Origin of the sequence: Aurantimonas marianensis (assembly GCF_024195285.1) — a bacterium.
GTDB lineage: Bacteria > Pseudomonadota > Alphaproteobacteria > Rhizobiales > Rhizobiaceae > Aurantimonas > Aurantimonas marianensis.
This window is the reverse complement of sequence record NZ_JALHBS010000053.1, coordinates 52049-64586: the sequence shown is the minus strand read 5'-3', so window position 1 is coordinate 64586 and position 12538 is coordinate 52049. Positions and strand designations below refer to the sequence as shown.

Sequence of the window (12538 nt, the reverse complement as noted above, 5' to 3'; positions counted from 1 at the left end):
GATCCTTTCGAAGAACTGGTGGTGGGCGCGCTGACAGCGGCCGGACCGTCACGCTTGTGATCGAACCCAAAGGCCGCCACGGATCATCCGGCGGCCTTTTTGCTATGTCGTCGGGGGTCCGGGCTCGAGACCCGGAGAGAGTTCATGGTGACCGAACAGACCGACGACGGCCGCGAGCGCCACGTCACGGCGGGCGGGGTGACGATAACGCGCAGCCGGCGGGCCGTCGCTTATGACGGCGCGATCGAGCCCTATTTCGATCGCCTGGACACCCGCCGCGGCGCCGTCCTGTTTTCCAATTACGAGTATCCGGGCCGCTACACGCGCCAGGATGTGGCATTCGTCGATCCGCCGCTGGTGATCTCGTCGACTGGGCGGGCCATGCGGATCGCGGCGCTCAATCCGCGCGGCGAAGTGCTGCTCGGCTTCATCGCGGATACGCTTGCCGGTCACGACGACATCGCCTCGCTCGATCGCGCGGTCAGCGCCATCGATCTCGTCATCAAGCAGCCGGCCGGCACGGTTACCGAGGAGGAGCGCTCGCGCATGCCGAGCGTCTTTTCGGTGCTGCGCGCGATCGTCTCGCTGTTCCGCTCCGAGGAGGATCGCGATCTCGGTCTCTACGGTGCCTTCGGCTACGATCTCGCTTATCAGTTCGATCCGGTCGAGGAAGTGCTGGAGCGCGATCCGGACCGCCGCGACCTCTTGCTCTATCTGCCGGACGACTTGCTCGAGGTCGATCACTACTCCGCCGCGGCCTTCCTGACCCGCTACGATTTCGCTAGGAACGGCGTTTCGACCGAGGGGCTCGCGGGCGGCGGCCCGGACGCGCCCTTTGCGCCCTCCGAACGCATCCCGCCGCGCGGCGATCACAAGCCCGGCGAATATGCCGAACTGGTGCGCGCCGCCAAGGCGAAGTTCATGCGCGGCGACCTCTTCGAGGTGGTTCCCGGCCAGGTGTTCTACGAGCGCGCCGAGCACAAGCCTTCGGAAATCTCGCGGCGGCTGAAGGCGGTGAATCCCTCGCCCTATTCGTTTCTGATCAATCTCGGCGAGAATGAATTTCTGATCGGCGCCTCGCCGGAGATGTTCGTGCGCGTCAACGGCCGGCGGGTCGAGACATGTCCGATTTCCGGCACCATCAAGCGCGGCGAGGACGCCATTTCCGATTCCGAGCAGATCCTGAAGCTGCTCAATTCCAAGAAGGACGAATCGGAGCTGACGATGTGCTCCGATGTCGACCGCAACGACAAGAGCCGGGTCTGCGATCCGGGCTCCGTGCGCGTCATCGGCCGGCGGCAGATCGAGATGTATTCGCGGCTGATCCATACGGTCGACCACATCGAGGGCCGGCTGCGCGACGGCATGGACGCCTTCGACGCCTTCCTGTCCCATGCCTGGGCGGTGACGGTGACCGGCGCGCCGAAGCTGTGGGCCATGCGCTTCATCGAGAACAGCGAGAAGAGCCCGCGCGCCTGGTATGGCGGCGCCGTCGGCATGGTGCATTTCAACGGCGACATGAACACCGGTCTGACGCTGCGCACGATCCGGCTGAAGGACGGCATCGCCGAGGTGCGGGCCGGCGCGACGCTGCTGTACGATTCCAATCCGGAGGAGGAAGAGGCCGAGACCGAGTTGAAGGCCTCGGCGCTGATCGGCGCGATCCGTGAGGCCGGCGCGTCCAATGCTGCTGGCGCCGAGCGCGACGCGGCCAGGGTGGGCGAGGGGTTGCGTGTCCTTTTGGTCGATCACGAGGATTCCTTCGTCCACACGCTGGCCAATTACTTCCGCCAGACCGGCGCGACCGTCTCGACCGTCCGCACGCCGGTTCCGGCCGAGATCTTCGACCGCGTCGATCCCGATCTCGTGGTGTTGTCGCCGGGGCCGGGCAATCCGTCCGACTTCGACTGCAAGGGCACGATCGCCGCCGCCCGTCAGCGCGGCTGCGCGATCTTCGGCGTCTGCCTCGGGCTGCAGGCGCTCGCCGAGGCCTATGGCGGAAGCTTGCGCACCCTGCATGTGCCGGTCCATGGCAAGCCGTCGCGCATTCGCGTCACCACGCCCGGCATCATCTTTTCCGGCCTGCCCGGCGAAGGAGTTCGAGGTGACGGCGGAGACCGACGACGGCATCGTCATGGCCTTCGAGCACCGGACCGAGCCGGTCGCGGCGGTGCAGTTCCATCCCGAAAGCATCATGAGCCTCGGCGGCGAGGCGGGCATGCGCATGATCGAGAATATCGTCGCGCACCTGCCCCGCCGCGCCCGCGAAAAGGCAGCTTGACATGCCTCACCTTCGTCGCACGCTCGTGATGGTATTCTGCCGCAGGAATCCAGCTTTGGGCTGCGCGGCTGAAGGCGTGTCCATGCGTAGTGATACCTCGCGGCCTCTGACCAGAGTCCGCTAGGTATGGCGCGAGTCTCTCCGGTATTGATGCAGCGGATCGCGGCAGCATCCATCGGCCTCGCCCTGGTGGTGATGGCGCTGAAATATGCGGCCTACTCTGTCACCGGGTCGGTTGCCTTTCTGTCGGACGCGCTGGAATCGATCGTCAATCTGATCACTGCTTTCATCGCCTGGTGGGCGATCCGCCTCAGCTTCAAGCCGGCGGACAAGGACCATCCCTTCGGGCACCATAAGGCGGAGTATTTCTCGGCCGTTTTCGAGGGGGTGCTGATTGTCGTCGCGGCCCTGTTGATCTTTCAAGAGGCCTGGCAGGCCTGGCAGGCTCCACGGGTTCTGGAGGAGCCTAGCCTTGGCATCGCGATCAACGCGGCGGCGACCTTCATCAACCTTGGCTGGGCCCTGTTCCTGATCCGGGTTGGTCGTCGGAATCGCTCGCCCGCGCTTGCCGCTGACGGTCGGCACATCATGTCGGACGTCGTCACTTCGGTGGGTGTCATCGTCGGGCTAGCGCTGGCGACCGCGACCGGCTGGCTGTTCCTTGATCCACTGATGGCGGCGTTGGTGGCATTGAACATCCTGCGCGAGGGCTACAAGGTTGTCACCAACTCGCTCTCCGGCCTGATGGATCAGGCGATCGACCCGGTCGAGGAAGCCAGGGTTCGCGACCTGATCTCGGCCCATGCCGACGGCGCTCTCGAGGTCCACGATTTGAAGACCCGGTTGGCCGGCCGGGCGATGTTCATCGAGTTCCACATGGTCGTGCCCGAGGCGATGACGGTCGGCGTCGCCCACGACATTTGCGACCGGATCGAGGACGCGCTTCTGGAGGCCTTCGAGGGCGCCCGCGTGTTGATCCATGTGGAGCCGGAAGGCGAGGCTAAACAGACGGGGGTGCCGGTTCTGTAGAGCGGGTGGTCGCGAAGCCGCCGGGCGTCGCGCCCTCCCGCGACCAGCGTGCTTTCTCGTGTCGCCGCGGCAACGCCCGACGCGAATCCCGCCATCGACCGGGCCTCCGCCCTTGATCTGCCACACTTATCGTTTGCGTCAGCATTCGTTGCGACATCCGACCGTCCGATTCGATCGAGCGGTGGGTTCCCCCGAACCGCGAGGGCCGATCATTGATGGTGGAGGGTTTCGCCGAACGACCGATGAGTTCCCCCTTGGTCAATCTGCGCGGCGTCCAGGCGCTCTTGTCGAATCGCTGCGGGATCAGCCGGTAACGCGTTGGCTGTTTGCCGCCGCCTTGCTCGCTCTGTCCTTCGCCGTTCGCTATCTCCTCGATGACCGGTTGCCCGTCGGCTTTCCCTATCTGACTTTCTTTCCCGCCGTCATTATCACGTCCTTCTTCGCGGGCGTCCTTCCCGGTATAGCGGTGGCGTTCGTGGCGGGTCTGTTCTCCTGGTACTTCTTCATTCCGCCGTTCGACTCCTTCGCCCTGACCGGTGGCTCGACATTGGCGCTGTCGTTCTACGTCTTTATCGTCGCGGTCGACATCCTATTGATTCACTGGATGCAGCTCGCGCTCGACCGGCTTGAAATCGAAAAGGAATCCGCCGCGCGCCATGCCGACGAACGCGACCTTTTGTTTCGCGAATTGCAACACCGGGTATCGAACAATCTGGCTGTTGTATCGTCGCTGTTGAACGCCCAGTCACGGGGAACCGACAGCTCGGAAGCATCGTCGGTTCTGCAACAGGCGTCGGCCCGCATCGCCTTGATCTCGAAGATCCAGCGGGAGCTCCACGATCCCGGCCGGCAGAGCCTCGACCTGGGGCCGTATCTGACCCAGCTCGGCCCGGACCTCCTCGAGGCGTCGGGTATGACCGACATCCGTTACGAGGTCGACGCGGAAGCGGTGGAAGTCTCGGCGGAGCTCGCCGTGCCGCTGGGCCTGATCGCCACGGAGCTGATTTCGAATTCGATCGAGCATGGCTGCGCGGACGGTCGGGCAGGGCGGATCGTCGTCGAACTCAGGCGCGAGTCTGGTGGGGCGGAAAAGCGGGAAACGCCGCTCTGCTTGACAGTGTCAGACGATGGCCCCGGCTGGCCCGAGGGTTTTTCGGTGTCCTCCTCGCGCAACCTCGGCATGCGCATTGTCGCGTCGCTCGCCGAACAGATCGGCGGCGTTTTCGAAATATCCAATGCCGGTGGTGCGGTCTCGACGCTGCGTTTTGTCACGCGCGGCGATTTGGCGGACTGAGCCTTGGGCGTCCTGGCGCGAAAATCGGCTTGCAATCGACCGCGTTCGCAATAGTGTGGCGGGCATGATCGCGACGCCATTCAGCATGTCGACACCTGTGCCCGCTCGGCGGCCGCATGCGCTGGCGCGTCCGGGTCTTCTCCTCGGTCTACTTAGCCGCGGCCGTCGGACCCGTTGATCGAAGGGGCGTCCGGCGGTCGAGCCGGCGCGCCAGAGGCCTGATGGCCTCCCCCGTTCTGCCCCTTTCGCTTTACAATCCGGTTTCAATTTCGGATGACCCGGTCAGATGCGCGCGCGTTGCCAGCGCCGCCCCCGGCATCCGCCCGAGCGATCAAGGTGCAACAGCCATGTCCGTCACGCCCGCAGTCCGTCCCGCCGCCGAGGCCGAGCCATACCGCACGATGCCCCTGGCCTCGGTAAAGTATCAGCCCTACGCTCAGATCGACCTGCCCGACAGGACGTGGCCGGGCAAGACCATCACCACGCCGCCGATCTGGTGCTCCGTCGATCTTCGCGACGGCAACCAGGCGCTGGTCGACCCGATGGGCCACGACCGCAAGGCCCGGTTTTTCGCGCTCCTGAAGGCCATGAATTTCAAGGAGATCGAGATCGGCTTTCCGTCGGCCTCGCAGACCGATTTCGACTTCACGCGTTGGTGCATCGAAGAAGGCGAGGTGGCCGACGACGTCTCCCTGCAGGTGCTGGTCCAATGCCGGCCGGAGCTGATCGCGCGAACCTTCGAGTCGCTCGAGGGCGCAAGGCGGCCGATCGTCCATTTCTATAACTCGACCAGCGAATTGCAGCGCCGCGTCGTCTTCCAGAAAGACCGCGCCGGCATCAGGGAGATCGCCACCGATGCCGCCAAGATGGTGGCCGACATGGCGGCCAAGGCGGGCGGCGGCTATCGGTTCCAATATTCACCCGAGAGCTTTACCGGCACCGAGCTCGATTTCGCGGCCGAGATCTGCAACGCGGTCGCCGAGATCATCCGGCCAACGCCGGACAACAAGCTGATCCTCAATCTGCCCGCGACCGTGGAGATGTCGACGCCGAACATCCATGCCGACCAGATCGAATGGATGTGCCGCAATCTCGACAACCGCGACAACGTCATCGTCTCGCTGCATCCGCACAATGATCGTGGCACGGCGGTCGCGGCGACCGAGCTCGGCCTGATGGCCGGCGCCGACCGGGTCGAGGGAACGCTGTTCGGCAATGGCGAGCGCACCGGCAATGTCGACCTGGTGACGTTGGCGCTGAACATGTTCACGCAGGGCGTCGACCCCGGCCTCGACATCACCGACATCAACCACATCAAGGACGTCTACGAATACTGCAACCAACTCGCGGTCGGTGAGCGGCACCCTTACGTCGGCGAGCTCGTCTACACGGCGTTTTCCGGCTCGCATCAGGACGCGATCAACAAGGGCATGAAGGCGCGGCGCACCGCCAACAAGGAATTGTGGGAGGTTCCTTATCTCCCGATCGATCCGAAGGACGTCGGTCGGTCCTACGAGGCGATCATCCGCATCAACTCCCAGTCCGGCAAGGGCGGCATCGCTTATGTGTTGCAGGCCGATTACGGGCTGAACCTGCCGCGCAACCTGCAGGTCGAGTTCCGTGAGGACATCCAGCGGATCACCGACGAGGAGGGCAGGGAACTCCCGGTGAAGCGCATCTACGACCGCTTTATCGAACGCTATGTTGAGCAGCCGGGAGCCCGCATCAAATTCGTCGACCACTTCACCCGGCCGAACCCGGACGCGAAGGGTGAGCGTATCCTGGAGGCGACCATCGTCGACGACGGTGTCGAGACGAAGATCGAGGGCCTCGGTACCGGGCCGATCGACGGCTTCGTCGACGCGCTGTGCCGCCATCTCGGCATCGAATTCTCGGTCTTCGACTACTCCGAGCACTCGCTCGGTGCCGGCTCCGACGCCCGCGCCATCTGCTACATGGAGGTCGAGCATGAGGGCGGCCGATTGTTCGGGGCGGGCATCAACAAGAACATCGTCACCGCCTCGCTCGAAGCCATCGTCGCCGCCGCCAACCGGCTGGTCGCCAAGTGAGGGCCGCGGGAGGCGAACTCCTCGTCGCCGCGCTCGCGGCGCAGGGCGCGACCCGAATCTTCTGCGTGCCCGGGGAAAGCTATCTTCCGGTGCTCGACGCGCTTCACGACAGCGCGATCGAGACGGTCGTCTGCCGCCAGGAGGGTGGCGCGGCGATGATGGCCGAGGCCGACGGCAAGCTCACCGGCCGACCCGGCGTCTGCTTCGTCACGCGCGCGCCGGGGGCGACGAATGCCGCGTCCGGCATCCATGTCGCCGCCCACGATCTGACGCCGATGATTCTCTTCGTCGGACAGGTGCCGACCAAATTCCGGGGTCGCGGCGCCTTTCAGGAGGTCAATTACGATCGTCTCTTCGGCGACATGGCCAAGGCCGTGTTCGAGGCGAAAACCGCCGCCGAATTGCCGGCCCTCGTGGCCGAAGCTTACCGCATCGCCATGGATGGCGCGCCCGGACCGGTCGTGGTCGCGCTGCCCGAGGACACGTTGTCGGGCAGCGCCGAGGCCGACATCCCGGCCCGCGTCGAAGCCGAGTCGGTGCTGCCGCAAGCCAACGACATGGAGGAACTGTGGGCGCTTCTCGGCGCCGCGTCCCGTCCGGTGCTGATCCTCGGCGGACCCCGCTGGACGGACGGCGCGATCGCCGACATTACCGCCTTCGCCGAACACTGGCACCTGCCGGTCGTCTGCTCCTTCCGCCGCCAGGGCCTTTATCCCAACGATCATCCGAACTATGCGGGCGATCTCGGCATCGGCCCGAACCCCGAGCTGAAGGCCCGCATCGCCGAGGCCGATCTCGTGATCGCCGTCGGCGCGCGACTGGGCGAAATGCCGAGCCAGGGCTACACGCTTTTCCAGGTTCCGGTTCCCAGGCAGCGCCTCGTCCATGTCGTGCCGGAGGCGGCCGAGATCGGCCGGCTCTATACGGCGGCGCTCGGCATTCACGCCGACCCGGCGTCCTTCGCACGCAAGGCGATGCAACTGCAGGCACCGGCCACCGTCGCCTGGGCCGGACAGGCGGAGGCGGCGCATCAGGATTATCTTTGCTGGTCGACCCCCGTGGCGGAATCCGAGCCGCGCGCCGACTGCGTCGATCCCTTTACGGTGATGAGCGAACTCCGCGCGCTGCTGCCGCGTGACGCGATCATGACCAACGGGGCCGGCAATTACGCCGGCTGGCTGCACCGCTACCATCGCTTTTCAGGCCGGACCACGCAGGTCGCTCCCACCTCCGGCTCGATGGGCTATGGCTTGCCGGCCGCTGTCGCCGCGAAGCTGAGGTTCCCCGAGCGCGCGGTCGTGTGCTTTGCCGGCGACGGCTGCTTCCAGATGACCGGACAGGAATTTTCGACCGCCGTGCAGGCCGGGGCGAACATCGTCGTTCTCGTCTTCGACAATGGGCAGTACGGCACCATCCGGATGCATCAGGAAAAGGCCTATCCCGGCCGCCAGTCGGCCACCGCGCTGGTCAATCCCGATTTCGCCGCTCTGGCCCGGAGCCTTGGCGGCGACGGCTTCAGCGTATCGCGCACCGACGATTTCGCCGGGGCGATGACGACCGCGCTGAAATCCGGTCGTCCGGCGCTCGTCCATCTGAGGATCGATCCGGACCGCATCTCGACGTCGGCGCGGCTGCCGTTCGCCGCCGTAAGCAAGGGAAAGTGATGGACGACCAGCGGCTGTTCGCGATCGAACAGGGCGGCGACGAGAGCGGCGAGGGTGCCGTGACGCCGATCGTCTTCCTACATGGGTTTGATGGCCGGGCCGAGATCTGGGCATCCTTGCAGGACGCTTTGGCCTCGCCGAAACGCCGGACCATCGCCTTCGATCTGCCGGGCCATGGCCGTTCGCGCGACTTTCCGGGATTCGGGCCGCCGAAGATCGCCGCGCGGGCGGTTATCGCCCAACTCGATGCCCGCGGTATCGGGTCGGCGCACATCGTCGGCCACTCTATGGGCGGGGCGATCGCATCGCTGATCGGCCTGTTCGCGCCCGAGCGGGTTGCCTCGCTGACGCTGTTGGCGCCGGGCGGCTTTGGCAAGGAGATCGGCGCGGCGCGGATACGGGCGGTTATGGACGCGGAAGGGGCGGAGGCGATCGGCAAGGCGCTGGCCGGAATGGGTGCGCCCGGCTGGGTGCCGGATCCGGACGCCGTGGCAGCGATCGCGGCGGCGCGCGACCCGGCGGGCCGGGCCGCGATGCGCCAGATCTTCGAGCATCTGTTCGCAACCGGCGAGCAGGGCGTCTTGCCGCTCGACGCCATCGCCGCCACCGGCTGCCCCCTGCATGTGATCTGGGGCGAGGAGGATCGCGTGACCCCGGCCGGGCAGTCGGATGGCCTGCCTCCGGACTTCACCGTCTCGCGGCTACCCGGTGTTGGTCACATGCTGATGCTGGAGGCGCCGGGGACTTGCGTTGCGGCGGTGAGGGCAGCGGTCGATCGGGCAGAAAAGCGTTGAGAAAAGCGGTTCGGCCTGGCTGGCGGTTTCTTCCAACCGAACGGCGCCGTATGTTAAGACCTCGTTAACGAATTGGATTCGAGGCATCGGCTGATGGGCGAAGGCAAGGATAACGTGGCGTCCCTGATGGGAACGAAGCGTCTGGCCGATGCCGTGCGGCAGGCCAAGATCGCCGCGGCGCAACGCGCCGATGTCGTGGTCGATATCCGCGAGGCAGACCGCGCCCGGCTCGAGATTCTGGCGGAGGAACTCCAGCCATTGATCGACGAATTGCCGCCTGGCGACGATCTGTTCGATTTTACCATCTCGGGGGGAATGCATCCGCGGCTTTGGATCGACGGGACCGCCAATGTCATCATGGCGCGCGACCGCCGGACCTATCGTCTGGTGCGAGAAACGCGGCTGGGACGTGTGACGCTGGTCGAATCGGCCGACACGCGGGTCACGGCCCGGCACGTCACCGACTATGTCGCCGAGCGGATCGTCGAGCGCGACAAGATCTTCGCCCTGAGCGACGGGCTGAACGAGCGTGTCGCTGAGAATGCCGGCCGGCAGGTTCGCAACGGCGAGGACGCACCGCTTCAGCCGGAAAAACGCACACGCGGCGCCGATTTCGTCATCGCCGCCACCTGGATGGCCATCGGCATCGTCATCGGGGCGGCACTGCTTCTGGCGATCGCATCCTATCAGGGCATGTCGATCGGCTGAGTGTCGACGGAGATCCGCGTCGCCTCGGCTGTATGACGGGGACTACGCCGCCGGTTTGGCGTCCTCGCGCGGCCTTGCATTGATCGCGTGCCCCTCCGCCAGGAGTTCGCGCTCACGGATCCAGCCTATGCCGTCCCCGTGCGCTCGGGCGCCTCTCTCTCGCTGGATCAGCGACCAGGCGCCCGGCTCGCCGTCGATCTCGAAAAGATTGTAGCGGGCGGCTGGCTTGTCGCTGCCGGGCGCCTGACTCGCGGAGGGGACGCCGACCACCGGCACCTTGCATTCGGGCCCGCGCAGCCAATGCAGCGTGTCGAGATGGGTATGGCCGTGCAGTACCAGTTCGGCCCCGGCATCGCGGATGACCTTGGAGAAGAACTGCTTTCCGATCAGGCGTTTATGCCAGGACGTTGAACCGGAAATGGGAGGGTGGTGAATCATCACGACCCGAAAATGGCCGGTCGCCCGACAGTTTTCGAGCAGGCGGGCAAGGGCCAGAGCCTGCCCCCTTCGAAACGTGCCTGTGGCGAAGAACGGCGCGGTCGCCTCGGCGGTGGAGACGCCGAAGATCGCCACCTTGCCCCTGACCCGCAGATAGGGAAACGAATTGCCGATGGCGTTCAGCGGATTGTCGCCGATCATATATTCGTGCCACTCGCGATACGAACGTTTCAGCGCGCCCGGAACGTAGGCGTCGTGATTGCCGGGAACCACCGAGACGTCATAGGGGGCGCCGAGTTCTTCCAGCCACAGCCGGGCCGCCAAGGTTTCCTTCTTGGTCGCCAGATTGACGAGATCGCCCGTCACGGCGACATGATCGGGCGCTTCCTCCTTCATGTCCTGGATAAGATTTACCAAAGTATCGCCGAACATCGCCCGCCGGCGATTGCGGTGCCAGTTGACATAGCCGGTGACCCGCTTGGAGGCGAGTTCGCGAATAGACAATTCCGGGAGTGGACCCAGATGCACGTCGGAGAGATGGGCAAGGCGAAACATCTGCTCCATCTTAGGCGACACGGCGGCGTTTGGTAGGGTCGTGTTCTTTCGAGGGACCATGTTCTTAGAGAAATATCTTCTCAAGGCGCTGCACGGCGTTCACCTCGTCGCGCGCCCCATGACGCTCGGCGTGCGGGGCGCTGCCTTCGACGAGGCGGGGCGGGTCTTTCTCGTGCGCCACACCTATGTATCGGGCTGGCACATGCCGGGCGGCGGCGTCGATCCGGGCGAGACCGCCGTCGATGCGCTCAAGCGCGAATTTCGCGAGGAAGGTAATCTCGAACCCCTCGATGTGCCGCGGCTTGTCGCGGTCTATTTCAATCGCAGCGCGTCCAACCGCGACCACGTCCTGTTCTACCATTGCGGAGCCTGCCGCCAGACGGCGCCGAAGACGCGGGACGCCGAAATCTCCGAGACGGGATTCTTTGCGCTGGACGCGCTCCCCGACGGTGTCACGCCGGGCACGCGGCGCAGGCTATCGGAACTTCGTGGCGACAGCGCCATCGCCCTTCACTGGTGAGGTCGCAGCCGCTCGCGCCCGTGCGGAACCGTCAGATCCTGATCCGGCCCGAGCGGGACGACACCGGTCGGATTGATCGTCTTGTGGCTGGCGTAGTAGTGGCCCTTGATGTGGCCGAAATCGACCGTCTCGGCGATCCCCGGTGTCTGGTAGAGTTCCAGCATGTGACCGAAGAGGTTCGGATAGTCGGCGATCCGCCGCTCGTTGCACTTGAAATGCCCGTGATAGACGGCGTCAAACCGGATCAGCGTGGTGAACAGCCGCCAGTCGGCCTCGGTCGGCGCGGCGCTGGCGACGAGATAGCGCTGTTTGGATAGCCGCGCCTCGAGCTCATCCAGCGCCGCGAACAGCCTGTGGAATGGAGCCTCGTAAGCCTCCTGGGTGGTGGCGAAGCCGCATTTGTAGACGCCGTTGTTGATGGCGTCGTAGATTGTGGCGTTGATCGCGTCGATTTCGTCGAGCAACGCTTCCGGCGAGAGATCGACGCCGGAATCGCCCCAGGCGTCGAAGGCGCGGTTGAATATCCGGATGATCTCGGCGGACTCGTTGTTGACGATGGTCCCGGTCTGCTTGTCCCACAGCACCGGCACCGTAACGCGGCCCGTATAGTACGGATCGGCTTCAAGATAGACCTCGTAGAGCCGCGATTTGCCAAGCACCGTGTCCGGCATGGCGCCGCGCCGTTCGGAGAACACCCAGCCCTCTTCGCCCATGTGATAGTCGACCACCGACAGCGAGATGACGTCTTCCAGCTGCTTCAGCTTGCGGGCGATCAGCGTGCGGTGCGCCCAGGGGCAGGCGAGAGAGACGTAGAGATGGTAGCGGCCCGTCTCGGCCTTGAACGCTGTCCGGCCGTCCGGTCCCGGCGAACCATCGGCGGTGATCCAGTCACGGAAGGTCGTCGTCGTCCGTTCGAAACGGCCGCCGGTCGAATCCGTATCGTACCATTTGTCCTGCCATTTTCCGTCGACCAGTAATCCCATTGACCTTGCCCTTTTCCCTTGCCGTGGCTGCAAGGTAGGGCATGGCGCCGCGCCGCCGAGTGCGACGCAGCGTCAATGGAGACAGGACGGACGCTGGACCTTGCGGTTTGCCGGTGCTAAGCGGTCGCCTTCTTCAGGAGTGAACCCGATGATCCTTCGCCGACGACGAGTAATGGTCCGCGCCCCAGCGCATTGACCGCCGT

General features: G+C 65.2%; 9 protein-coding genes and 1 pseudogene. 8 read left to right on the top strand and 2 right to left on the bottom strand.

Translation table 11 applies throughout. The annotated features are described in order from the left end of the window. The first annotated feature begins 144 nt into the window (after window positions 1-144). The 7 genes and pseudogenes from MJ956_RS10045 to MJ956_RS10015 all read left to right on the top strand — a co-directional run bounded on the left by MJ956_RS10045 (window position 145) and on the right by MJ956_RS10015 (window position 9839). Window positions 145-2281: pseudogene (locus tag MJ956_RS10045) on the top strand (anthranilate synthase). A 150-nt stretch (window positions 2282-2431) separates the two neighbouring features. Beyond that, window positions 2432-3310, top strand: a complete 879-nt coding sequence (locus MJ956_RS10040) for a cation diffusion facilitator family transporter (protein ID WP_479768637.1) — start codon at window positions 2432-2434, stop codon at window positions 3308-3310. After that, the gene (locus MJ956_RS10035; RefSeq protein WP_256477816.1) at window positions 3261-4604 is read left to right on the top strand and encodes a sensor histidine kinase; all 1344 of its coding nucleotides are present in this window, start codon (window positions 3261-3263) and stop codon (window positions 4602-4604) included. Before MJ956_RS10040 ends, MJ956_RS10035 begins: the two co-directional genes overlap by 50 nt. A 347-nt stretch (window positions 4605-4951) precedes the next feature. After that, window positions 4952-6673, top strand: a complete 1722-nt coding sequence (gene leuA / locus MJ956_RS10030) for a 2-isopropylmalate synthase (RefSeq protein ID WP_253964332.1) — start codon at window positions 4952-4954, stop codon at window positions 6671-6673. After that, a complete protein-coding gene (locus MJ956_RS10025) occupies window positions 6670-8337 on the top strand; it encodes a thiamine pyrophosphate-binding protein (protein ID WP_253964331.1) in 1668 nt (555 codons plus the stop codon). Before leuA ends, MJ956_RS10025 begins: the two co-directional genes overlap by 4 nt. Further along, complete coding sequence (locus tag MJ956_RS10020) at window positions 8337-9131, top strand: alpha/beta fold hydrolase (RefSeq protein WP_253964330.1); 795 nt, start codon at window positions 8337-8339, stop codon at window positions 9129-9131. Before MJ956_RS10025 ends, MJ956_RS10020 begins: the two co-directional genes overlap by 1 nt. Window positions 9132-9224: 93 nt before the next feature. Further along, window positions 9225-9839 carry a hypothetical protein gene (locus tag MJ956_RS10015; RefSeq protein WP_253964329.1) on the top strand — a complete coding sequence of 205 codons (615 nt, stop codon included), beginning with the start codon at window positions 9225-9227 and terminating at the stop codon, window positions 9837-9839. A gap of 42 nt (window positions 9840-9881) precedes the next feature. On the opposite strand, the gene MJ956_RS10010 is transcribed toward MJ956_RS10015, so the two are convergent. Further along, entirely contained in the window at window positions 9882-10832 is a 951-nt protein-coding gene (locus tag MJ956_RS10010) for a metallophosphoesterase family protein (protein ID WP_253964328.1), read from the bottom strand. A gap of 58 nt (window positions 10833-10890) precedes the next feature. Here MJ956_RS10010 and MJ956_RS10005 point away from each other — a divergent pair, with 58 nt between their 5' ends. Then, window positions 10891-11352: an NUDIX domain-containing protein gene (locus MJ956_RS10005; RefSeq protein WP_253964327.1), complete on the top strand. Its 462-nt coding sequence runs from the start codon at window positions 10891-10893 to the stop codon at window positions 11350-11352. On the opposite strand, the gene MJ956_RS10000 is transcribed toward MJ956_RS10005, so the two are convergent. Further along, a complete protein-coding gene (locus MJ956_RS10000; RefSeq protein WP_253964326.1) occupies window positions 11343-12335 on the bottom strand; it encodes a glutathione S-transferase family protein in 993 nt (330 codons plus the stop codon). The genes MJ956_RS10005 and MJ956_RS10000 overlap by 10 nt on opposite strands. Window positions 12336-12538 lie beyond the last annotated feature (203 nt).

What these genes read in the sequence shown, in the direction of transcription:
- MJ956_RS10020 (WP_253964330.1), top strand. Translation starts at nt 8,337, where the DNA reads ATGGACGACCAGCGGCTGTTCGCGATCGAACAGGGCGGCGACGAGAGC.
- MJ956_RS10000 (WP_253964326.1), bottom strand. Translation starts at nt 12,335, where the DNA reads ATGGGATTACTGGTCGACGGAAAATGGCAGGACAAATGGTACGATACG.
- leuA (WP_253964332.1), top strand. Translation starts at nt 4,952, where the DNA reads ATGTCCGTCACGCCCGCAGTCCGTCCCGCCGCCGAGGCCGAGCCATAC.
- MJ956_RS10040 (WP_479768637.1), top strand. Translation starts at nt 2,432, where the DNA reads ATGCAGCGGATCGCGGCAGCATCCATCGGCCTCGCCCTGGTGGTGATG.
- MJ956_RS10010 (WP_253964328.1), bottom strand. Translation starts at nt 10,832, where the DNA reads ATGTTTCGCCTTGCCCATCTCTCCGACGTGCATCTGGGTCCACTCCCG.
- MJ956_RS10035 (WP_256477816.1), top strand. Translation starts at nt 3,261, where the DNA reads ATGTGGAGCCGGAAGGCGAGGCTAAACAGACGGGGGTGCCGGTTCTGT.
- MJ956_RS10015 (WP_253964329.1), top strand. Translation starts at nt 9,225, where the DNA reads ATGGGCGAAGGCAAGGATAACGTGGCGTCCCTGATGGGAACGAAGCGT.
- MJ956_RS10005 (WP_253964327.1), top strand. Translation starts at nt 10,891, where the DNA reads ATGTTCTTAGAGAAATATCTTCTCAAGGCGCTGCACGGCGTTCACCTC.